The sequence below is a fragment of the Streptococcus sp. 27098_8_109 genome (assembly GCF_041432295.1).
In the GTDB taxonomy this organism is placed as follows: domain Bacteria; phylum Bacillota; class Bacilli; order Lactobacillales; family Streptococcaceae; genus Streptococcus.
The window spans coordinates 72163-92639 of record NZ_JAPVZJ010000001.1; the positions used below are offsets into that span (position 1 = coordinate 72163).

The 20477-nt window shown below is 41.8% G+C and carries 21 protein-coding genes; 9 read left to right on the top strand and 12 right to left on the bottom strand.

Annotation, left to right across the window (positions count from 1 at the left end; translation table 11 throughout):
• Nucleotide 1 precedes the first annotated feature (1 nt).
• The gene (locus tag O3664_RS00375; protein WP_371613461.1) at nt 2–2710 is read left to right on the top strand and encodes an FtsX-like permease family protein; all 2709 of its coding nucleotides are present in this window, start codon (nt 2–4) and stop codon (nt 2708–2710) included.
• A 186-nt stretch (nt 2711–2896) separates the two neighbouring features.
• On the opposite strand, the gene tpx is transcribed toward O3664_RS00375, so the two are convergent.
• The 4 genes from tpx to O3664_RS00395 form a co-directional block, all read right to left on the bottom strand.
• Nucleotides 2897–3388 (bottom strand): thiol peroxidase, encoded by a 492-nt coding sequence (gene tpx, locus O3664_RS00380; protein ID WP_033686889.1) that lies wholly within the window; start codon nt 3386–3388, stop codon nt 2897–2899.
• A 121-nt stretch (nt 3389–3509) separates the two neighbouring features.
• Complete coding sequence (gene psaA / locus O3664_RS00385) at nt 3510–4439, bottom strand: metal ABC transporter substrate-binding lipoprotein/adhesin PsaA (RefSeq protein WP_023946178.1); 930 nt, start codon at nt 4437–4439, stop codon at nt 3510–3512.
• A 31-nt stretch (nt 4440–4470) separates the two neighbouring features.
• Complete coding sequence (locus tag O3664_RS00390) at nt 4471–5319, bottom strand: metal ABC transporter permease (protein ID WP_049500957.1); 849 nt, start codon at nt 5317–5319, stop codon at nt 4471–4473.
• Nucleotides 5316–6038, bottom strand: coding sequence for a metal ABC transporter ATP-binding protein (locus O3664_RS00395; protein ID WP_064276573.1), 723 nt, complete (start codon nt 6036–6038; stop codon nt 5316–5318). The genes O3664_RS00390 and O3664_RS00395 overlap by 4 nt, the downstream gene beginning before the upstream one ends.
• Nucleotides 6039–6215: 177 nt before the next feature.
• On the opposite strand from O3664_RS00395, the gene pepO reads away from it, so the two are divergent.
• The gene (gene pepO, locus O3664_RS00400) at nt 6216–8108 is read left to right on the top strand and encodes an endopeptidase PepO (RefSeq protein WP_371613462.1); all 1893 of its coding nucleotides are present in this window, start codon (nt 6216–6218) and stop codon (nt 8106–8108) included.
• 113 nt (nt 8109–8221) lie between these two features.
• Here pepO and O3664_RS00405 read toward each other — a convergent pair whose 3' ends face one another.
• The 3 genes from O3664_RS00405 to O3664_RS00415 all read right to left on the bottom strand — a co-directional run bounded on the left by O3664_RS00405 (nt 8222) and on the right by O3664_RS00415 (nt 9602).
• Nucleotides 8222–8851, bottom strand: coding sequence for an MBL fold metallo-hydrolase (locus O3664_RS00405; protein WP_371613463.1), 630 nt, complete (start codon nt 8849–8851; stop codon nt 8222–8224).
• A 123-nt stretch (nt 8852–8974) separates the two neighbouring features.
• Nucleotides 8975–9202 carry a hypothetical protein gene (locus tag O3664_RS00410; protein WP_324254387.1) on the bottom strand — a complete coding sequence of 76 codons (228 nt, stop codon included), beginning with the start codon at nt 9200–9202 and terminating at the stop codon, nt 8975–8977.
• Nucleotides 9203–9287: 85 nt separating this feature from the next.
• Nucleotides 9288–9602 carry a hypothetical protein gene (locus O3664_RS00415; RefSeq protein ID WP_000725073.1) on the bottom strand — a complete coding sequence of 105 codons (315 nt, stop codon included), beginning with the start codon at nt 9600–9602 and terminating at the stop codon, nt 9288–9290.
• Nucleotides 9603–9673: 71 nt separating this feature from the next.
• Between O3664_RS00415 and O3664_RS00420 the strand changes: the two genes are divergently transcribed.
• A complete protein-coding gene (locus O3664_RS00420; protein ID WP_371613464.1) occupies nt 9674–11896 on the top strand; it encodes a bifunctional (p)ppGpp synthetase/guanosine-3',5'-bis(diphosphate) 3'-pyrophosphohydrolase in 2223 nt (740 codons plus the stop codon).
• Between the two features lie 29 nt (nt 11897–11925).
• Nucleotides 11926–12369, top strand: a complete 444-nt coding sequence (gene dtd / locus O3664_RS00425; RefSeq protein ID WP_049544844.1) for a D-aminoacyl-tRNA deacylase — start codon at nt 11926–11928, stop codon at nt 12367–12369.
• A 38-nt stretch (nt 12370–12407) separates the two neighbouring features.
• On the opposite strand, the gene O3664_RS00430 is transcribed toward dtd, so the two are convergent.
• From O3664_RS00430 to O3664_RS00445, 4 genes are all read right to left on the bottom strand, one after another.
• Nucleotides 12408–12821 carry a hypothetical protein gene (locus O3664_RS00430; RefSeq protein ID WP_371613465.1) on the bottom strand — a complete coding sequence of 138 codons (414 nt, stop codon included), beginning with the start codon at nt 12819–12821 and terminating at the stop codon, nt 12408–12410.
• An 18-nt stretch (nt 12822–12839) separates the two neighbouring features.
• Complete coding sequence (locus O3664_RS00435; RefSeq protein WP_023946194.1) at nt 12840–13253, bottom strand: hypothetical protein; 414 nt, start codon at nt 13251–13253, stop codon at nt 12840–12842.
• Nucleotides 13254–13372: 119 nt separating this feature from the next.
• Nucleotides 13373–14083, bottom strand: coding sequence for a nicotinamide mononucleotide transporter (locus tag O3664_RS00440; RefSeq protein WP_265487122.1), 711 nt, complete (start codon nt 14081–14083; stop codon nt 13373–13375).
• Between the two features lie 120 nt (nt 14084–14203).
• On the bottom strand, nt 14204–14854 hold the full coding sequence (locus tag O3664_RS00445; RefSeq protein WP_000188514.1) for a metal-dependent transcriptional regulator: 651 nt from the start codon (nt 14852–14854) through the stop codon (nt 14204–14206).
• A 111-nt stretch (nt 14855–14965) separates the two neighbouring features.
• Here O3664_RS00445 and O3664_RS00450 point away from each other — a divergent pair, with 111 nt between their 5' ends.
• From O3664_RS00450 to O3664_RS00460, 3 genes are all read left to right on the top strand, one after another.
• Nucleotides 14966–15808, top strand: coding sequence for a metallophosphoesterase (locus O3664_RS00450; RefSeq protein WP_371613466.1), 843 nt, complete (start codon nt 14966–14968; stop codon nt 15806–15808).
• 75 nt (nt 15809–15883) lie between these two features.
• A complete protein-coding gene (locus O3664_RS00455; RefSeq protein WP_001166795.1) occupies nt 15884–16321 on the top strand; it encodes an Rrf2 family transcriptional regulator in 438 nt (145 codons plus the stop codon).
• Between the two features lie 68 nt (nt 16322–16389).
• Nucleotides 16390–17409: a YdcF family protein gene (locus O3664_RS00460; RefSeq protein WP_000281597.1), complete on the top strand. Its 1020-nt coding sequence runs from the start codon at nt 16390–16392 to the stop codon at nt 17407–17409.
• Between the two features lie 88 nt (nt 17410–17497).
• Here O3664_RS00460 and O3664_RS00465 read toward each other — a convergent pair whose 3' ends face one another.
• Nucleotides 17498–18571 (bottom strand): DUF2974 domain-containing protein, encoded by a 1074-nt coding sequence (locus O3664_RS00465; protein WP_371613467.1) that lies wholly within the window; start codon nt 18569–18571, stop codon nt 17498–17500.
• 155 nt (nt 18572–18726) lie between these two features.
• On the opposite strand from O3664_RS00465, the gene O3664_RS00470 reads away from it, so the two are divergent.
• Nucleotides 18727–19404: a response regulator transcription factor gene (locus O3664_RS00470; protein WP_000548991.1), complete on the top strand. Its 678-nt coding sequence runs from the start codon at nt 18727–18729 to the stop codon at nt 19402–19404.
• Complete coding sequence (locus O3664_RS00475; protein WP_261051731.1) at nt 19397–20371, top strand: HAMP domain-containing histidine kinase; 975 nt, start codon at nt 19397–19399, stop codon at nt 20369–20371. Before O3664_RS00470 ends, O3664_RS00475 begins: the two co-directional genes overlap by 8 nt.
• The last annotated feature ends 106 nt before the right edge of the window (nt 20372–20477 follow it).

The following is a 20477-nucleotide window of genomic DNA, read 5'->3' on the forward strand; positions in this document are numbered from 1 at the left end:
CATGATCAAGCGAAAAACTTATTGGAAGGACTTGATTCAGTCCTTCAGCGGCTCCAAGGGGCGTTTTTTATCTATCTTGACCTTGATGATGTTGGGGTCTTTAGCCTTAGTCGGTCTCAAAGTGACTAGTCCCAATATGGAGGCGACCGCCAATGAGTATTTAAGAACTGCTCAAACCTTGGATTTGGCAGTCATGTCTAACTATGGCTTGGATCAAACAGATCAAAAAGAACTAGAACAGATGCAGGGCGCAGAGGTTGAATTTGGCTACTTGACAGATGTGGCTATGGAGAATGGGCAGGATGCCATTCGGCTATATTCCAAACCAGAGCGAATTTCAACCTTTCAGTTAAGAGAGGGGCGACTTCCGCAGTCAGACCAGGAAATTGCTTTGGCCAGTCATTTGCAGGGTCAATACAGTGTAGGACAGGAGATTAGTTTTAAAGAAAAAGAAGGCGGTCATTCCTCTTTAAAAGACAATACTTTTACCATTACTGGTTTTGTGGATTCGGCTGAAATCCTCTCTCAGCGAGATATGGGATACGCAGGAAGTGGAAGTGGGACTCTGACAGCCTACGGGGTGATTTTACCTAGCCAGTTTGATCAAAAAGTCTATAATATAGCACGCTTGAAATATCAAGATTTAGCAGGCTTAAATGCTTTTTCATCAGCTTATGAAGAAAAATCCAAGAAACATCAGGAAGAACTTGAACAAGCTCTATCAGATAATGGTAAGGCACGTCTGCAAGTCTTGAAAAAAGAAGGACAAGAGTCTCTCGATAAGGGACAAGAGACCCTTGATAAGGCTGAGACTAATTTGCAGGAAGGCAAGCGTCGTTTAGCAGTTGCTCAAGCTCGTTTACAGGCTCAGGAAAGTCAACTAGCCTTGCTTCCTCAAGCCCAGAGAGAGCAAGCTAGTTCTCAACTTACCCAAGCTAAGCAGGAATTGGGCAAGGAAGAGGATAAACTAAAGCAGGCTGAACAGAATCTAGCTCAAGAAAAGGAAAAATTAGAAAAACATCAGCAAGTCTTGGATGATTTGGCTGAGCCCAAGTATCAAGTCTATAATCGTCAGACCATGCCTGGCGGTCAGGGCTACCTCATGTACAGCAATGCTTCAGCCAGTATTCGGGCAGTGGGCAATATCTTTCCTGTAGTGCTTTATGCCGTAGCAGCCATGGTGACCTTTACAACTATGACTCGTTTTGTGGATGAAGAGCGAACTCATGCAGGGATTTTTAAGGCCTTAGGCTATCGTAGTAAGGATATTATCGCCAAGTTTCTCCTTTACGGTCTAGTAGCTGGGACTGTCGGAACAGGTCTAGGTAGCATACTTGGTCATTATTTGCTAGCCAGTGTAATTTCAAGTGTTATTACAAAAGGCATGGTGGTGGGAGAAACCCAGATTCAGTTCTATTGGACCTATAGCTTACTGGCTCTTGTCTTGAGTTGGTTGGCGAGTGTGTTACCAGCCTATCTGGTGGCTCGGAGGGAACTTCACGATGAAGCAGCCCAGCTTTTACTGCCTAAACCTCCTGTTAAAGGAGCTAAAATCTTACTAGAGCGCATCAGTTTTATCTGGCGCCGTCTCAGTTTTACTCATAAGGTAACTGCTCGCAATATCTTCCGTTATAAGCAGCGTATGTTGATGACGATCTTTGGTGTGGCAGGTTCAGTCGCTCTGCTCTTTGCAGGTTTGGGAATCCAATCCTCTGTAGCAGGAGTTCCGTCTAGACAGTTTCAACAAATCCAACAGTATCAGATGATTGTCTCTGAAAATCCTAGTGCGACCAATCAGGACAAGGCAGAGCTAGAAGAAGTGTTGAAAGGGCAGGACATCCAAGCCTACCAGAAAATCTATTCTAAAACGCTAGACAAGGATTTCAAAGGTAAGGCTGGTCTTCAGACAATTACCCTTATGATGACCGATAAGGAAGATTTGACACCCTTTATCCATTTGCAACATCATCAGCAAGAGCTGACATTAAAAGATGGCGTCGTTATTACAGCTAAACTTGCTCAGTTGGCAGATGTCAAGGTTGGGCAGATTCTAGAAATTGAAGGTAAGGAGCTAAAGGTCGCTGCCATTGCTGAAAATTACGTTGGGCACTTTATTTATATGAGTCAGGCTAGCTATGAGCAAATTTACGGACAGGTGCCCCAAGCCAACACTTATCTGGTCTCGCTAAGGAATACCAGTGCGTCTAGTATCGAAAGTCAGGCAGGTTTACTCATGAATCAATCTGCGGTATCCAGTGTCGTCCAGAACGCTTCAGCCATTCGACTCTTTGACTCCGTCGCTAGCTCCCTCAATCAGACCATGACCATCTTAGTTATCGTGTCGGTTCTATTGGCTATCGTTATCCTCTACAATCTGACCAACATCAACGTAGCTGAGAGAATCCGTGAACTCTCCACTATCAAGGTTCTCGGTTTTCATAATAATGAAGTCACCCTCTACATTTACCGTGAGACGATTGTGTTGTCCCTTGTGGGAATCGTCCTTGGTCTCGTAACTGGTTTCTATTTACACCAGTTTTTGATTCAAATGATTTCACCAGCGACTATTCTCTTTTATCCACAGGTAGGCTGGGAAGTCTATGTAATCCCAGTGGCAGCAGTAAGCATCATTTTGACCTTGCTTGGTTTCTTCGTTAATCATCATTTGAGAAAGGTTGATATGCTTGAAGCCTTGAAATCTGTAGAGTAATACTCTTCGAAAATCTTTTCAAATCAGGTTAGTTTCCATCTCCAACCTCAAAGCAGTGTCTTGAGTAACCTGTGGCTAGATTCCAGTATAAGGTAGTTGTTTTTATCAGATTGGACTTGTATTTACTCGTAAACAAAAATCCTCCGTTTCAAAGAGTAGAGAACTCTTTGTGACAGAGGATTTTTTCTATAGGGCTTTAGCGGCTGCAATTGCGGCTTCGAAGTTTGGTTCAGAATTGATATTGTCCACATATTCAACGTAGCGAATCGTATTGTCAGTATCGAGGACAAAGACTGCGCGTGCCAATAGGTGCCATTCATTAATTAAGAGAGCGTAATCACGTCCAAAGGAATGGTCGAAATAGTCTGAGAGCATGATGGCATTTTCAATACCTTCAGCACCGCACCAACGTTTTTGAGCAAAAGGGAGGTCCATGGAAACAGTCAAGACAACCGTATTATCCAGTCCAGCCAGTTCTTGGTTAAAACGACGCGTTTGAGTTGAGCAGATACCTGTATCGATAGAAGGCACGACACTCAAGACTTTTTTCTTGCCATCAAAATCAGCTAGAGATTTTTTAGAAAGGTCTGTTGTAGTGAGTGAAAAATCAAGTGCTTTGTCGCCGACTTGTAGTTGTTTACCTGTAAAGCTCACAGGATTTCCGAGGAAAGTTACCATAAGATACTCCAATCTTTTTTCTTCCATTTTAGCTGAAACGGTCAGAATTTTCCAATGATTTGACTGGAAATATGGGCAGAAAAAAACGTCAGCTCATGTGAGAATGACGTTTTTCAGAGTATTATTTTGCCAATCCTTCAGCAATCTTGTCAAGGTTGTATTTCATCATGTTGTAGTAGCTGTCGCCTTCTTTACCTTGTTCTGCGATAGAGTCAGTAAAGATTTGTGCGTAGATTGGGATATTTGTATCTTGTGAGACAGTCTTCATTGGACGGTCATCCACACTTGATTCTACAAAGAGGGAAGGAGTTTTTGTTTGGCGAAGTTTTTCAACCAAGGTCTTGATTTGGTCAGGAGTTCCTTCTTCTTCAGTATTGATTTCCCAAATATAGGCACTTGGGACACCGTAGGCTTTAGAGAAGTATTTGAAGCATCCTTCGCTGGTTACGATGAGTTTTTTCTCAGCAGGAATGTTGTTAAATTTCTCTTTAGCTTCCTTGTCAAGTTTGTCTAGCTTATCAGTATATTCTTTGAGATTTTTTTCGTAGAATTCCTTGTTGCTAGGGTCTTTAGCGCTCAATTGTTTTGCGATATTTTTAGCAAAGATCATACCGTTTTCAAGGTTAAGCCAAGCGTGTGGGTCTTCTTTGCCTTTTTCGTTTTGACCTTCAAGGTAGATAACATCAACGCCTTCGCTGACTGCAAAGTAGTCTTTGTTTTCAGTTTTCTTGGCATTTTCTACCAATTTTGTAAACCAAGCATTGCCACCTGTTTCAAGGTTGATACCGTTATAGAAAATGAGGTCAGCCTCAGAAGTTTTCTTAACGTCTTCAGGAAGTGGTTCGTATTCGTGTGGGTCTTGACCAACAGGAACGATACTGTGAAGATCAATCTTGTCACCAGCAATATTTTTAGTAATATCAGCGATGATTGAGTTTGTAGCAACAACTTTTAGTTTTTGACCAGAAGCTGCATCTTTTTTTCCACTAGCACATGCTACAAGAGCGATGACGGAAATAAAGAGAACGAGTAATGTACCTAATTTTTTCATTAGATCCTCCAATTTATTGGGGTTTTGCCCCTTATTTTAACAAATGTTTATTTTTCAGTTTCAAATATCGTTGTTTTGGAGCGATAAAGAAGCTAATGAGAAAGAAACTAGCAGCTGTGAGCACGATACTAGAACCTGCCGCAACGTTAAAGCTATAACCGATAAAGAGTCCCAAAACTGAAGCTATCGCTCCAAAGGTTGAGGAAAGGAAAATCATGCTTTTCAGGCTATTAGCATAAAGATAAGCAGTTGCAGCTGGGGTAATCAGCATGGCTACAATCAGGATAGTTCCGACACTTTGCATGGCTGTCACAGACACGAGAGTCAGGAGTACCATGAGAAGGTAGTGATAGAAATTGACAGGCATTCCCATGGCTTTAGCCAAGAGTTCATCAAAGGAAGTTATCAAGAGTTGCTTGAAGAAAATCCAGATTAACAAGAGAATGACTGCCCCAACACCCATAGTAATAAACATATCCGTATCTTGGACGGCTAGGATATTACCAAAAAGGATATGGAAAAGGTCAGTTGAACTTTTAGCGACACTAATCAAGATGATACCGAGGGCTAAGAAAGAAGAAAAGGTAATGCCGATGGCGGTATCGCTTTTGATAATCGAGTTCCCCTTGATGTAGGTAATGATGATAGCAGCTAGCAATCCAAAGACAATGGCTCCGATAAAGAAGTCAACGCCCAAGATGAAGGAGAGGGCTACACCTGGCAAGACAGCATGTGAAATGGCATCTCCCATGAGTGACATCCCGCGTAGAATGATGAAACATCCTACAGCTCCAGCTACGACCCCGACGACAATGGCTGTTATCAAGGCATTTTGTAAGAAATGGAATTTTTGCAATCCATCGATAAATTCTGCAATCATAGGTCACCTCCATTGAAAAAGAGTCGATTACCGTAAGCTTCTTTGAGATTGGCTTCGGTAAAGGTTTCTTTGGTTGGACCAAAGGCAATCACTTCTCGATTGACAAGCAAGACTTGATCGAAGTAGTGGGGAACCTTGCTGAGATCGTGGTGGACGATGAGAACCGTCTTCCCAGCTTTTTTCAAATCTCTCAGCGTATTCATGATGATTTCCTCACTGACAGAGTCAATCCCAACAAAGGGTTCATCCAAGAGGATATAATCGGCTTCCTGGACCAAACATCTGGCAATCAAAACCCGCTGGAACTGACCTCCAGATAGTTGACTGATTTGCCGTTCTGCGTAGTCAGCTAGGCCGACGATTTCAAGGGCTTCCTCTACTTTTCTCCAATGTTTAGCGTTTAAACTGCGAAAGAGAGGGATAGAGGGAAAGAGTCCTAGCGAGACGCATTCCTTGACCTTGATGGGAAAGTTGTAGTCGATATTGATTTTTTGTTCGACATAGGCAATTCGATGTAAGGATTTTTTAACTTCCTTGTCATCGAGAAATGCCTGACCTTGATGAGGGATAATTCCCAGCATACCTTTTAATAATGTTGATTTTCCAGCACCGTTTGGACCAATGATTCCGGTAATTGTTGGTCCTTGGAGCACTAGTGAAATATCCTTAAGTGCCAACGTTTCTTTGTAGGAGACACTGAGGTTTTCGATACGTATCATACAGTTGTATTCCTCCTGTCTCTTAATATACCTTAAAAAAAAAATTAAGTCAAGTTAATTTTTGAAAAAATTAAAATAATAACTGAAAAATGATGGAAAAGGAAAGTTCATTTTTAATTGCATTCCCAAGCAATTTTTGTTAAGCTAAAAACAAATACAAATGAAAGCGAGAACAAGATGACACGTTATCAAGATGATTTTTATGATGCAATCAATGGAGAATGGCAGAAGACAGCTGAAATCCCAGCAGATAAGTCTCAAACAGGAGGTTTTGTTGATTTAGACCAGGAAATTGAAGACCTGATGTTGGCGACAACAGACAAGTGGTTGGCAGGTGAAGAGGTGCCTGAGGATGCTATCTTGGCAAACTTTGTCAAATACCACCACCTAGTTCGTGATTTTGACAAGAGAGAAGCTGACGGTATCAAACCTGTCTTACCACTCCTTAAAGAATTCCAAGAATTGGAGACTTTTGCGGATTTTACAGCTAAACTAGCAGAGTTTGAGCTCGCAGGAAAACCTAATTTCCTTCCTTTTGGTGTATCGCCAGACTTTATGGATGCCAGAACCAATGTTCTCTGGGCTAGTGCTCCAGGAACTATCTTGCCAGACACGACCTACTATGCAGAAGACCATCCTCAGCGAGAAGAGCTCTTGACTCTTTGGAAAGAAACCAGCGCAAATCTCCTCAAGGCTTATGATTTCTCTGATGAAGAAATTGAAGACTTGCTAGAGAAAAGACTTGAATTGGACCGCCGAATTGCAGCAGTGGTGCTTTCTAATGAAGAAAGTTCAGAGTATGCTAAACTTTATCATCCATATGCTTACGAAGATTTCAAGAAATTTGCGCCTTCCCTACCTTTGGAAGACTTCTTCCAAGCCGTTCTTGGACAAGTGCCAGACAAGGTTATCGTAGACGAAGAACGTTTCTGGCAAGCAGCAGATCAATTCTATAGTGAAGAAGCTTGGCCTCTCCTCAAGGCAACCTTGATTTTGAGTGTTGTGAATCTTTCAACCAGCTATTTAACAGAAGAAATCCGTGTCTTGTCAGGTGCCTATAGCCGTGCGCTTTCAGGAGTTCCAGAAGCCAAAGACAAGGTCAAGGCAGCCTACCAGCTAGCACAAGGTCCTTTCAAACAAGCCTTGGGTCTCTGGTATGCCCATGAAAAATTCTCTCCCGAAGCTAAGGCGGATGTGGAGAAGAAAGTGGCAACTATGATTGATGTCTATAAGGAACGCTTGGCTAAAAATGACTGGCTGACTCCTGAAACTCGTGACAAGGCCATCGTCAAACTCAATGTTATCAAGCCTTACATCGGTTACCCAGAAGAATTGCCAGCACGCTATAAGGACAAGGTAGTGGATGAGACTGCTAGTCTTTTTGACAATGCTCTAGCCTTTGCGCGTGTGGAAATCAAACACAGTTGGAGCAAGTGGAACCAACCTGTAGACTACAAGGAATGGGGCATGCCTGCTCATATGGTCAATGCCTACTACAATCCACAGAAGAACCTGATTGTCTTCCCAGCGGCCATTTTGCAAGCACCTTTCTATGACTTGCATCAGTCATCTTCTGCTAACTACGGGGGTATTGGTGCAGTTATTGCCCATGAAATTTCCCACGCCTTTGATACCAATGGAGCTTCCTTTGATGAAAATGGTAGTCTCAAGGATTGGTGGACAGAGAGTGACTATGCCGCCTTCAAGGAGAAAACACAAAAAGTTATTGACCAATTTGATGGACAGGATTCTTATGGAGCAACCATCAACGGTAAACTGACTGTGTCAGAAAACGTGGCTGACTTGGGAGGAATCGCTGCAGCGCTTGAAGCAGCTAAGAGAGAACCAGACTTTTCAGCAGAAGAATTCTTCTACAACTTCGGTCGTATCTGGCGCATGAAAGGCCGTCCAGAATTTATGAAACTCTTGGCTAGCGTCGATGTGCACGCACCAGCCAAACTCCGTGTCAATGTACAAGTACCAAACTTTGATGATTTCTTTACAACCTATGATGTCAAAGAAGGCGACGGTATGTGGCGTTCACCAGAAGAGCGTGTGATTATTTGGTAATGCAAAGAAGCAAGTAATCAGAAAAAGGCATCCAATCAGGTTCGAAAACTTGATTGGATGCCTTTTATAATGGAAAGACTTGCTGGATAGTTTACTTAATTGTTATTATCTTGCTAGAAAAAAGGATTGAAGGTCTTTTCATGGGCGATGGTCGTAGCTGGACCATGCCCTGGATAGACATCATAGTTTGATAGGGTGAAGAGTTGGGTCTGGATACTATGAAGGAGTTGCTCCATGCTACCAGTCGGAAGATCCGTCCGTCCGATTGTTTCACGGAAAAGAGCATCTCCTGTCAAGACTAGGTGAGCATTAGGGAAGACGATAGAAACACCACCGATAGAGTGACCTGGTGTTGGCAAGACAGTGAAACGAAATTCCTCCAGTTGGTATTCCTTATGAAAAACAAAGGTGTGTTCAGCAGGTTCTGCGATCACATCTGCCATATCATCATGACGAGGGAGACCAGAGAGGTTATCGATAGGAGTATAGAGCCAGCTGGCTTCACTCTCTGCGATATAGACAGGAGGATTGCCAAAAGTCTCGCGAACCAAGTCCAGACTCATGATATGGTCATAATGGGCGTGGGTCAATAGAATGGCGCAGATCGGTTTGTTGATGTTCTCGATGGTCTGACGAATGGCTTCCCAATGGCTACCAGGATCAACAACGATGAGGTACTTTTCGCCTTCTAGGTAATAGGTGTTTTCATAGGCAACAGGATTCACGGTTTTATGGATTTTCATATTGACTCCAATCTCAAAGAATGTACTAAATTAAGTATAGCACAGTTGGGAAAAATAGGTAAGAATTTAGAATGAACTTAAAAACCAGCATGACTAGATGAAGACAGGCTGGTTATCAATTTATCAATATTGGAGAGGTGTCAATTGCCCTTCATAGGTTGCATAAACTCCGTCATTAGCTTGTTTGATAGATGTGATGTTTAGAGTGCCACCGTAGTTGGCTTCTCGTTTGTCGCTATATTCACTATAACTTATCCTATTGGGCAGGTTCTGATCGTTAGCATAGTATTGAACGACTGTTTTTTTATAGCCTTGCTGGCTGAATAGGAACAGGCAGCTAGCTCCTAACACTAGGAGAGCAAAGATAGAAATAGCAGTTTTTTTCATAGGTGTTCTCCTTATAAACTAAAGGATAAAAGAAAGTATCTTGAGGATTTTAATTCCAAAATCCAGTCAAGGTACCAGTGTATGTGACACGAGTTCCACCGTTTGATCTTCGTACACTATCTATTTCAAGTGTTCCTTTGAAGGTTGATTGGAAACTATCATTATATTCTGAATAGTAGATAGTTGGTGGGATGTAACCATCATCGTTATAGTATCTTGTTACTGTTTTACTATAACGATGAGAATATATACGCTCATAACGAGGACCTTCAAAGTTATTTGTTGTATTGGTTTCAGCAGCATTGATTGGAACGGCAATAGATAGAGCAGTAGCTCCTAATAGTGTTAGTACAATTTTTTTCATAGGATACTCCTTTGTAAAATGACGTCTTCTTAAAAAAGTGATAAAATGGTAGGAAGAATTGGAGAGTAGAGATGCCGAAAGAAGTGAATTTAACAGGCGAAGAAGTTGTCGCTTTAACCAAAGAATATTTAACGGAAGAGGATGTGGCTTTTGTCCATAAGGCTTTGGTCTATGCGGTGGAATGCCATTGTGGTCAATATCGTAAATCAGGTGAGCCTTATATCATTCACCCCATCCAAGTGGCAGGTATTTTAGCTAAGCTCAAGCTGGATGCTGTAACGGTTGCTTGTGGTTTCTTGCATGATGTGGTGGAGGATACTGATGCGACCTTGGACGATTTGGAAAGGGAGTTTGGTCCTGATGTGCGCGTGATTGTCGATGGAGTTACCAAGCTCGGTAAAGTTAAGTACAAGTCTCACGAGGAGCAGTTGGCAGAAAATCATCGCAAGATGCTCATGGCCATGTCTGAGGACATCCGTGTTATCTTAGTCAAACTTTCTGACCGCTTGCACAATATGCGGACGCTTAAACACCTTCGAAAAGACAAGCAGGAGCGCATTTCCAAAGAAACAATGGAAATATATGCACCTCTTGCTCACCGTCTGGGGATTTCTAGCGTCAAATGGGAATTGGAAGACCTGTCTTTCCGTTATCTCAATCCTACGGAGTTTTACAAGATTACCCATATGATGAAGGAAAAACGCAGAGAGCGTGAAGCCTTGGTGGATGAGGTGGTCACAAAATTAGAGGAATATACGACAGATCGTCATCTAAATGGAAAGATTTACGGTCGTCCCAAGCATATTTACTCGATTTTCCGCAAAATGCAGGATAAGAGAAAACGTTTTGAGGAAATCTATGACCTGATTGCCATTCGTTGTATTTTGGATACCCAAAGTGATGTTTATGCCATGCTTGGTTATGTGCATGAACTTTGGAAACCAATGCCAGGTCGTTTCAAAGACTATATCGCTAACCGCAAGGCCAATGGTTATCAGTCTATCCATACGACTGTTTATGGACCAAAAGGGCCAATCGAATTCCAGATTCGGACCAAGGAAATGCACGAAGTGGCTGAGTACGGGGTTGCGGCTCACTGGGCTTATAAGAAGGGCATCAAGGGGCAGGTTAACAGCAAGGAATCAGCTATTGGGATGAACTGGATCAAGGAGATGATGGAACTCCAAGATCAGGCTGATGATGCCAAGGAATTTGTAGATTCAGTTAAGGAAAACTACCTGGCTGAGGAGATTTATGTCTTTACCCCAGATGGAGCTGTCCGTTCACTTCCAAAAGATTCAGGACCGATTGACTTTGCCTATGAAATCCATACAAAAGTTGGGGAAAAAGCAACTGGTGCTAAGGTCAATGGCCGTATGGTTCCACTGACGACCAAGCTCAAGACAGGGGATCAGGTTGAAATTGTCACCAACCCGAACTCCTTTGGACCTAGCCGTGATTGGCTCAATATGGTCAAGACCAGCAAGGCCCGCAACAAGATTCGTCAGTTCTTTAAAAACCAAGATAAGGAATTGTCTGTCAATAAGGGTCGTGAGATGCTGATGGCTCAGTTTCAAGAAAATGGTTATGTGGCCAATAAATTCATGGACAAGCGTCATATGGATCAAGTTCTGCAAAAGACCAGCTACAAGACAGAAGAATCCCTTTTTGCGGCTATTGGTTTTGGAGAAATTGGAGCTATTACTGTCTTTAACCGTCTGACTGAAAAAGAACGTCGTGAGGAAGAACGTGCCAAGGCCAAGGCGGAAGCAGAAGAGCTTGTCAAAGGTGGCGAGATCAAGGTTGAAAACAAAGAAACCCTCAAGGTTAAGCATGAGGGTGGAGTGGTCATTGAAGGTGCCTCAGGTCTCCTAGTGCGGATTGCCAAGTGTTGTAATCCTGTTCCTGGTGACGATATTGTCGGCTACATTACCAAGGGTCGTGGTGTAGCTATTCACCGTGTGGACTGTATGAACCTGCGTGCCCAAGAAAACTACGAGCAACGTCTCCTTGATGTGGAGTGGGAAGACCAGTACTCTAGCTCAAATAAGGAGTATATGGCCCATATCGATATTTACGGCCTCAACCGTACAGGACTGTTGAACGATGTACTGCAAGTTCTTTCAAACACAACCAAGAATATTTCAACGGTCAACGCCCAACCAACCAAGGATATGAAATTTGCTAATATCCATGTGTCCTTCGGCATTGCCAACCTCTCGACACTGACTTCAGTCGTGGACAAGATTAAGAGTGTGCCAGAAGTCTATTCTGTCAAACGGACCAACGGCTAATTGCCCTAGCTCTTACTAGAAAGGCTATTATGAAAATCATTATCCAACGGGTTACAAAAGCCCAAGTGAGTATCGAAGGTCAGGTTCAGGGAAAAATCAATCAGGGGCTCCTATTGCTGGTTGGTGTTGGACCAGAGGACCAAGAGGAAGATTTGGACTATGCTGTGAGAAAGCTTGTCAACATGCGGATTTTTTCAGACGCAGAAGGCAAGATGAACCTGTCTGTCAAAGATATTGAAGGAGAAATCCTTTCTATTTCTCAGTTTACCCTCTTTGCGGATACTAAGAAAGGCAATCGTCCAGCCTTTACAGGTGCAGCCAAGCCTGATAGGGCATCAGACTTCTATGATACTTTCAATCAAAAACTAGCGCAAGAAGTGCCCGTTCAGACAGGTATTTTTGGAGCGGATATGCAGGTTGAGCTGGTCAATGACGGACCAGTCACCATTATCCTTGATACTAAAAATAGATAAGAAAGACCAAGCCCAGCCGGCTTGGTTTTTCTTATCTATCATAAAATACTCCAAAATGAAATCAGTTCCTGATAGGCTTTTGGGAAGTCTCTTTTCAGGCTTTGGCTTATGCGATAGGAAGGGATGAGGTGTCCTAGGATGAGGAGAGTTCCCTGAAGGAAAAGTGGCATACCACTTAAAAACAGCAAGGAGAGAATGATCAGGCTATCCCATAGAAGGATTTGTAAGGTAAAACGCCAGAATCTCGGTCTAATCTGGGAATAGAGGTGACTAAAGTGGTCACAAAGTTGGTTGGAAAGATAGGTCAATAGCACAGGATGAAAGAAAATGAGCCAACCGCTATAAATCAAAATCCAATCCCAAGTAAGTCCCTCTTTAAATGTCAAGAATGCCAGCATGATTCCATCAATGACAAGGAGCTCAATGGTTTTGATGTAGATGATTTTTTTCATGCTAAAGCCTCCTTCTCCTTATAGGCACTCCCATAAAGTGATGTGTTTGTCGTAAAAGTCTGGATAGTTGTCTCTTAGGTAGTCGGCCGTCATATAATATAAAGTAGAATGGCAAGCAGTGATGATTGGCATAAGAGAGAGAAAACGCTGAGAACTAACGAAGGTTAAAAGGACAAAAAATAGAAAATCAATGGAGAGAATCCCTAAATAGTAGAAGCGAATCTTTTTATTGATTTGAGGATAAATCTCAGCGAATTGATGTTTGAGTCGGACAACCAAGCGAAATAACAGGAGTCCTTGAGTAAGGAGGAAAATAAAACCAGAGAGCAAGAGCCACTCCAAAGATGTCTCGGGTCTTTTGCTAAAAAATGCGAATAGTAGCAAATCGATGACTGCAATTGTTGTAAAATGGATTCTATAGAGTTTTCTCATGACAAGACCTCCCTCTTTTATCTAGCTTCATTTTACTCCAAACGAATGGAAGTTACAAGTAAAATGATAAAAAATTTTAGTAAGGAGATTCTGATAGATTTCTTTATTTGAGTTTCCTCCTATTGTTCCACTTCTTCATCATTCCAGACAAATAAAGCTCCGATTGCATTGAGGATATAAAAGATGTATTTTCCGATATTGGCAAAATTTCCTTGAATACCAGCTTTTGTCAGCTGAACGAAATTGTAAATCAACCAAAAGCCCCACTGAGTTGTTAGTTTCAATGCGTTAAAAGCATTTGCAATGAGGGACAGTGCAAAGGCAATAGTTGTTACGTAGGCAAGGAGATTCATCTTTCCTCCATAGCCGATATAGTTGGCCACAAAGGCAAAGAGGAAGGCGATGATGGAAATGATGATGGCCGCCAATTTTAGCTGTTTTTGGCTCATTTGGTTGGGTCTGCCTTCTTGCGAAGCTTCCCATTTCTTAATAGCAAAGGTATAAATGAGGAAGGTGACGGGATAGGTGATAATAGCCGCCTTATTTCCAAGGATATAATCAATAGCACCGGACAAAATGGTATTAACAATACCAAAGTAATTTCCCCATTTGCTTAATTTCCCCGTGAAACGAGTGGACAACATGGAAATCCCAACGTTGGTTACGGAAATCAATCCAAAGGGTACAAGAGCTGTCCATGGTCCCCAGTCTACGAATTTATCGAGACGGGAGTTGAGGTAACCAGATGCAATCGCAATCCCAACGACTAAAGCAACCCCGAAGAGGTCAAACCATTTAGATGTAGCAAAAATTTTTAGTGATTTTTTCATAGTTTAAACTATCTTTCTTTTTTTTTACAAATATTCTACAATTAAATGAAAGCAAAATCAAATGATAGAAATAAAACCCTGAAAATAAAACTTTCAGGGTTGGTTGGGGGACTTGAGAAATTAGTTGATTTTCTCGACATAGAGTTGTTTTGCAATGTCCATATTCACTTGTAAATCCTCGTCTTTACTAAGGATAGTAAAGGTGTTACTGAAGCCATCAAACTGCTTGACTTGGAGCGGATCACCGATGCGAAGTGAGTGCTTATCCAGATAATGGAGAATGTCAAAACTATCGTGCACCCGAGTCAGGCGGTAGGCGCCAGCTTCCTTGATATCAGCTAGTGGCAGGTTATTGATTTCAACTAAGAGTTCTCCCTTGACAGGAATAGTTCCTCCATGAGGACAGGTCTTGGGAAATCCTAGCAATTTATCCAGTCTTTCCACGAACAGGTCAGAGACAGTATGTTCCAAGACCTCAGCTTCCTCGTGAATCTGGTCACTTGTATAGTCTAAATGATGGACTAGAAAAACTTCAATCAAGCGATGCTTACGATAGAGCTCAGAGACCAATTTGAGGCCGAGGTCAGTCAGTAGATAGCCACATTCCTTGTCCTTAAGGATGAGGTTTTCGCTCTTCATCCGTTTAATCATTTCAGTTACGGCAGGGGGAGAGACTTGCATGCGAGCCGCAATTTCCTTGTTGGTGATTTTATGCAAATCTATGCCAATTTCATAAATACATTTTAGATAGTCTTCTTTATTCGGGGTCATTCGCTTCCTCTTGTCTAATATCTATATCTAGTATATCAAAAAAAGCTAGATTTCTCTAGCTGTGACTTTTTATGTTATACTTATTGCAAGAGAAAAAACGAGGAGATGGATATGACGAAAATAGCTCTTCTTTCAGATATTCATGGTAATACCACTGCTTTAGAGGCAGTTTTAGCAGATGCGCGGCAGCTAGGAGTGGATGAATACTGGCTTTTGGGAGACATTCTCATGCCAGGGACAGGGCGTAGAAGGATTTTGGACTTGTTGGCTCAACTACCGATTACGGCTAGAGTTTTGGGAAACTGGGAAGACAGTTTGTGGCATGGTGTCCGCAAGGAATTGGATAGTACTCGTCCCAGTCAACGCTATCTCTTGCGCCAGTGTCAGTATGTTTTAGAGGAAATTTCCCTAGAAGAAATTGAACTGCTCCACAATCAACCTCTCCAGATTCATCGTCAGTTTGGGGATTTGACGGTGGGAATTAGCCATCATCTTCCTGATAAGAACTGGGGGAGAGAGTTGATTCACACTGGAGAACAAGAGGATTTTGACCGCTTGGTGACCAATCCGCCTTGTGATATTGCTGTTTATGGTCATATTCACCAGCAGTTGCTTCGTTACGGGACTGGTGGACAATTGATTGTCAATCCGGGTTCGATTGGTCAACCTTTCTTTCTAGATGCCCAGTTGCGGAAGGACTTGCGGGCCCAGTATATGATTTTGGAGTTTGATGACAAGGGCTTGGTAGATATGGACTTCCGACGGGTGGACTACGATGTGGCAGCTGAATTGCAGTTGGCTAAAGACCTCAAACTTCCCTATTTTGAGGTTTATTATGAAAGTCTAGTCAATGGTATCCACCATACTCATCATCAGGAATTTCTGAGAGAATTGGCCCAGAAAGAGGGCTATGATAGGGAATTAGATGCTTGGTTGAAAAGTGGTAATAATTGACATTACAACCAAAAAGGGTATAATAAAAGAAAGAGAAGAGTAGAGGTAGGCTAGCCTCGTAAAAAGGAGAAGAGTATGCAAATTCCAAGTAGATTTACCATTGCGACTCATATGCTGATAATCATTGCCCTCAAGGGGAAGGAAAGCAAGGTGACCAGTGATTTTCTGGCTGCTAGTGTCGGGGTCAATCCTGTCATTATCAGAAAGACCTTGTCCCAGTTGAAGAAGGCTGAACTGATTTCAGTAGCGCGCGGAACAGGCGGAACAGAGATTGTTAAGGATCTCAAAGACATTAGTCTTTTAGATGTTTATCAAGCGGTCGAATGTCTTGGTAAGACAGGCCAACTCTTCAGTTTCCATGACAATCCAAATCCAAATTGCCCAGTTGGAGCTCATATTCATGATGTTTTGGATCAAAAATTGGAGAGAATCCAGCTGGCTATGGAGGCTGAGCTTGGTCAGACCAGTCTAGAACAGGTCGTAGCCGATGCAGAGAGTCAAATGAAGGATTGAGAGGGATAGATGCCCTCTTTTTTTCTTTGGATAATTATGATAGAATGAACTCATAAAAGGAGGAAGACATGTATCTCGTTATAGGAATTCTATTAGCCTTTGTAGTGTCATTTTGGAAGGATAATAGGAGTTTGTGGAATCCAGTATTATTCTTATTATCCCTCATTTCTAGTTATTTTTATTTAGGCTACCTTTTTTATCAAAATGGGTATGAGAAGATTCATTTCGCTTTTTTTATATTTTCCTTTATTTTACTTCCGATACTGATTTTTCTAGGTGGCATCTTTTTAATCTATAATGGCCTTATCCTGCTGAAGCGAGAGGGACGTTCAAAGGCTAATTATCTCTCCATGCTCCTTGGAATAGTCATTTTGCTATTTTTTGCCTTGATGTCATTTCGATTGGGTGATAGAAATGAATTATTTTACACCAATCACTTTCTAAACATTTTATTTGCATTTATTGCTTATTCTTACTTTATTTTTGGTTTTGCTTTTGTGGGTTTTATGTTGTACTCTATCTTGTATCTCTTTATTCCCAAGAAGAAGCATTATGATTTTATCATCATTCATGGTGCAGGTTTGTTGGACGGGGAAAAGGTGACCCCTCTGCTGAAACGCAGAATTGATAAAGCGGTAGAAGCTTACCACAATTCTAAGAATCCTCATATCAAAATCATAGCCAGTGGTGGTCAAGGAGGAGATGAGAAGATTTCTGAAGCGCAGGCCATTACAAACTATCTGCTTGAAGAGACAGATGTTCCCCAAGATGCGATTATTCTGGAGGATCAATCAAGGACTACCTACGAGAACCTTCTCTTTTCTAAGGAACTTGGTGAGAAACTGGTAGCCAAACCTCAATTTCTCTTTGTTACAAATGACTATCATGTTTTTCGTACCAGTACTTATGCTCGTAAGCTCAATATGAAGGGAGATGGCCTCGGATGTAGGACGGCAGGCTACTATATACCATCTGCTTTTATTCGGGAGTACGTGGCCCTCTGTGTCAAGATGAAATGGCTCTTCCTTGCCTTTTATGTCCCGCTGTTAATTATCATTTTGGTAGCCTATAAAGGAATTATTTGGTAGTTAGATTTTATTTAAAAAGACTTAGAATGCACATGAAAGTATGTATTCTAGGTCTTTTGTTTTATATACATTTGATTTTTGAAAGGTACTATCTATTTTTCCATGCTTGGTAACGGGTATCAATCAATAACTGGGTGAGGCGTCCCATGGTTTCCCTTTCTTCTGGAGTGAGAGATTGAGCTTGGACAAAGAGATGATGAATGTGTTCAAGCGCCTTTAAGGAAGACAGGTCATTAATGGAGCTAATACCAGCATCAATAATGGTGCCAAAGAAGAGGTCGAAGTAGAGCTGGAGTTCTTCGTCAGAGACTGTGGCCACCCACTCCTTGATGGTTGTGTCAACTTGTTGGCTATCACTGTTGGTTTTATCTAGTTGGACGAAGTGCTTGTCTTCAATCTGCCAACTAAAGGTATCGTGCTGGGCGATACCACCTAAGGCAGTACTGTGCACGATGATTTGGTGGGCCGGAATTTCCAACATCATACCGATGATGGAACCTTGTGGAATGAAGACCTTGGTTTTATCCATTATCCTTTGATAGCCCTCGGTTTGTGTCAGTTTTTTATGGAGACCAGGCGCATCAAAGGTATAAACTGCTGTAATCTGATCTTGCGAGCTTTTCTCAATTTGACTAGCCGCATAGATGGCTAAATTTCCTCCCTTGGAATGCCCAGCCAGAATGACCTTTTGCTTAGGATGTTGGGCAAAAAAGTTCTTTAAATAGCGGAGGGCATGCTTTTGAGCAGGAATTTCCTTCATATAGGTCAGGTGGAAATCTTCCTTCCAGCCAATGATGCTGTCATCTGTCCCACGAAAGACAATCAGATAGGTATCGAGATTGAGGCGGTAGGTCATAGCCGCAAATTGTTTTTGTAGTTCAGGGTCTATGTCGTTGATAAAGTGGGAGAGTTTGCAATTTTTGAAGCGCTTGTGTTGAGATAGCTCATCCAATAGCTGGAGGCGATTTTTGCTGGTCAACATGTCAGACTCTCTTGGAACCTGAGGAGCCAGGTCTAAAAGTCGCTGAGGACTTGTGGAAACCAGATTATCAAAGGAGAGGTAGGTGATTTCTGTTAAGGCTAGAGTATCTAATTCATTTAAAGGAAGGTCGTAAAAGGAATCGTGTGTGACATCTTTCAGATAGTCAAAAATATTGGCCATAAGAACTCCTTTCTTTTTATTTATCTTATCAAATTTCCCTCAAATTAGCTAGTAGGATTATTTCACTTTGTTGGCTAAAAACAAGCTATTTCAAATTCAGTTTCAGATCTTCTAGCATTGAAAAATCTGTTATAATAATAGAAAAGGAGGAGCGCATGCACAAGATTTTATTAGTAGAAGATGATCAGGTTATTCGTCAACAAGTCGGAAAAATGCTCTCTGAATGGGGATTTGAAGTGGTTCTGGTAGAAGACTTTATGGAAGTTTTGAGTCTATTTGTTCAGTCGGAACCTCATCTGGTTCTCATGGATATTGGTTTGCCCTTGTTTAATGGCTATCACTGGTGTCAGGAAATTCGCAAGATTTCCAAGGTCCCCATCATGTTTCTGTCTTCGAGAGACCAGGCTATGGATATTGTCATGGCAATCAATATGGGGGCGGATGACTTTGTGACCAAGCCTTTTGACCAGCAGGTTCTTTTAGCCAAAGTTCAGGGCTTGTTGCGACGTTCATATGAGTTTGGGCGTGACGAGAGTTTACTGGAATATGCTGGTGTGATCCTCAATACCAAATCCATGGATTTACATTATCAAGGGCAAGTCTTGAATTTGACCAAGAATGAGTTTCAAATTTTACGAGTTTTATTTGAACACGCAGGAAATATTGTAGCGCGTGATGACCTGATGCGGGAACTTTGGAATAGTGACTTTTTCATTGATGATAATACCCTCTCTGTTAATGTGGCTCGATTGCGTAAAAAGTTGGAAGAGCAGGGCTTGGTAGGATTTATCGAGACCAAGAAAGGAATAGGGTACGGACTGAAGCATGCTTGATTGGAAACAATTTTTTCTAGCCTATCTGCGTTCCCGTAGTCGTCTGTTTGTCTATCTGCTTGCTTTGGCATTTCTGGTTTTGCTCTTTCAGTTTTTATTTGCAAGTTTAGGAACTTACTTTCTCTACTTTTTCCTCTTGTGTTGCTTTGTAACCATTTTATTTTTCGCTTGGGACATATTGGTAGAAATGCAGGTATATCGTCAGGAAATTCTCTATGGGGAGAGGGAAGCTCAGTCTCCTTTGGAAAGAGTTTTAGCAGAAAAATTAGAAGCGCGTGAGATGGAACTTTATCAGCAGAGATCAGATTCAGAAAGAAAACTGACGGATTTACTGGATTACTATACCTTGTGGGTCCATCAGATTAAGACCCCCATTGCAGCCAGTCAACTCTTAGTTGCAGAAGTAGCCGACCGCCAACTGAAGCAGCAATTAGAACAGGAAATTTTCAAGATTGATTCCTATACCAATCTAGTTTTACAGTACCTGCGTTTAGAAAGTTTCCATGATGATTTGGTCTTGAAGCAGGTGCAAATTGAGGACTTGGTCAAGGAAATAATTCGTAAATATGCTCTTTTCTTTATTCAAAAAGGCCTAAATGTCAACCTATATGACCTTGATAAAGAAATTGTGACGGATAAGAAGTGGTTACTAGTGGTCATTGAACAAATTATCTCAAATAGTCTCAAGTACACCAAGGAAGGTGGTCTGGAGATTTATATGGAAGGCCAGGAACTCTGTATCAAGGATACGGGAATCGGGATAAAAAACAGTGATGTCCTCCGAGTCTTTGAACGTGGCTTCTCAGGATATAATGGACGCCTAACTCAGCAGTCATCTGGACTTGGCCTCTATCTATCTAAGAAAATTTCTGAAGAACTGGGGCACCAGATTCGTATCGAGTCTGAGGTTGGAAAAGGAACGATAGTGCGGATTCAGTTTGCTCAAGTAAACTTAGTCCTTGAGTGAGAAGAGACAATGAGTTTTTACCCAATCTCTTTTTGCTATATTTCAGGATATTTGAAGACTGTTTTTTACAAAACCAATAATAGAATTTTTAATACGGAATATAGTA

Excerpts from the sequence above, each read along its gene's own strand:
- O3664_RS00375 (WP_371613461.1), top strand. The coding sequence starts at position 2 with ATGATCAAGCGAAAAACTTATTGGAAGGACTTGATTCAGTCCTTCAGC.
- tpx (WP_033686889.1), bottom strand. The coding sequence starts at position 3,388 with ATGGTAACTTTCCTCGGAAATCCTGTGAGCTTTACAGGTAAACAACTA.
- psaA (WP_023946178.1), bottom strand. The coding sequence starts at position 4,439 with ATGAAAAAATTAGGTACATTACTCGTTCTCTTTATTTCCGTCATCGCT.
- O3664_RS00390 (WP_049500957.1), bottom strand. The coding sequence starts at position 5,319 with ATGATTGCAGAATTTATCGATGGATTGCAAAAATTCCATTTCTTACAA.
- O3664_RS00395 (WP_064276573.1), bottom strand. The coding sequence starts at position 6,038 with ATGATACGTATCGAAAACCTCAGTGTCTCCTACAAAGAAACGTTGGCA.
- pepO (WP_371613462.1), top strand. The coding sequence starts at position 6,216 with ATGACACGTTATCAAGATGATTTTTATGATGCAATCAATGGAGAATGG.
- O3664_RS00405 (WP_371613463.1), bottom strand. The coding sequence starts at position 8,851 with ATGAAAATCCATAAAACCGTGAATCCTGTTGCCTATGAAAACACCTAT.
- O3664_RS00415 (WP_000725073.1), bottom strand. The coding sequence starts at position 9,602 with ATGAAAAAAATTGTACTAACACTATTAGGAGCTACTGCTCTATCTATT.
- O3664_RS00420 (WP_371613464.1), top strand. The coding sequence starts at position 9,674 with ATGCCGAAAGAAGTGAATTTAACAGGCGAAGAAGTTGTCGCTTTAACC.
- dtd (WP_049544844.1), top strand. The coding sequence starts at position 11,926 with ATGAAAATCATTATCCAACGGGTTACAAAAGCCCAAGTGAGTATCGAA.
- O3664_RS00430 (WP_371613465.1), bottom strand. The coding sequence starts at position 12,821 with ATGAAAAAAATCATCTACATCAAAACCATTGAGCTCCTTGTCATTGAT.
- O3664_RS00435 (WP_023946194.1), bottom strand. The coding sequence starts at position 13,253 with ATGAGAAAACTCTATAGAATCCATTTTACAACAATTGCAGTCATCGAT.
- O3664_RS00440 (WP_265487122.1), bottom strand. The coding sequence starts at position 14,083 with ATGAAAAAATCACTAAAAATTTTTGCTACATCTAAATGGTTTGACCTC.
- O3664_RS00445 (WP_000188514.1), bottom strand. The coding sequence starts at position 14,854 with ATGACCCCGAATAAAGAAGACTATCTAAAATGTATTTATGAAATTGGC.
- O3664_RS00450 (WP_371613466.1), top strand. The coding sequence starts at position 14,966 with ATGACGAAAATAGCTCTTCTTTCAGATATTCATGGTAATACCACTGCT.
- O3664_RS00455 (WP_001166795.1), top strand. The coding sequence starts at position 15,884 with ATGCAAATTCCAAGTAGATTTACCATTGCGACTCATATGCTGATAATC.
- O3664_RS00460 (WP_000281597.1), top strand. The coding sequence starts at position 16,390 with ATGTATCTCGTTATAGGAATTCTATTAGCCTTTGTAGTGTCATTTTGG.
- O3664_RS00465 (WP_371613467.1), bottom strand. The coding sequence starts at position 18,571 with ATGGCCAATATTTTTGACTATCTGAAAGATGTCACACACGATTCCTTT.
- O3664_RS00470 (WP_000548991.1), top strand. The coding sequence starts at position 18,727 with ATGCACAAGATTTTATTAGTAGAAGATGATCAGGTTATTCGTCAACAA.
- O3664_RS00475 (WP_261051731.1), top strand. The coding sequence starts at position 19,397 with ATGCTTGATTGGAAACAATTTTTTCTAGCCTATCTGCGTTCCCGTAGT.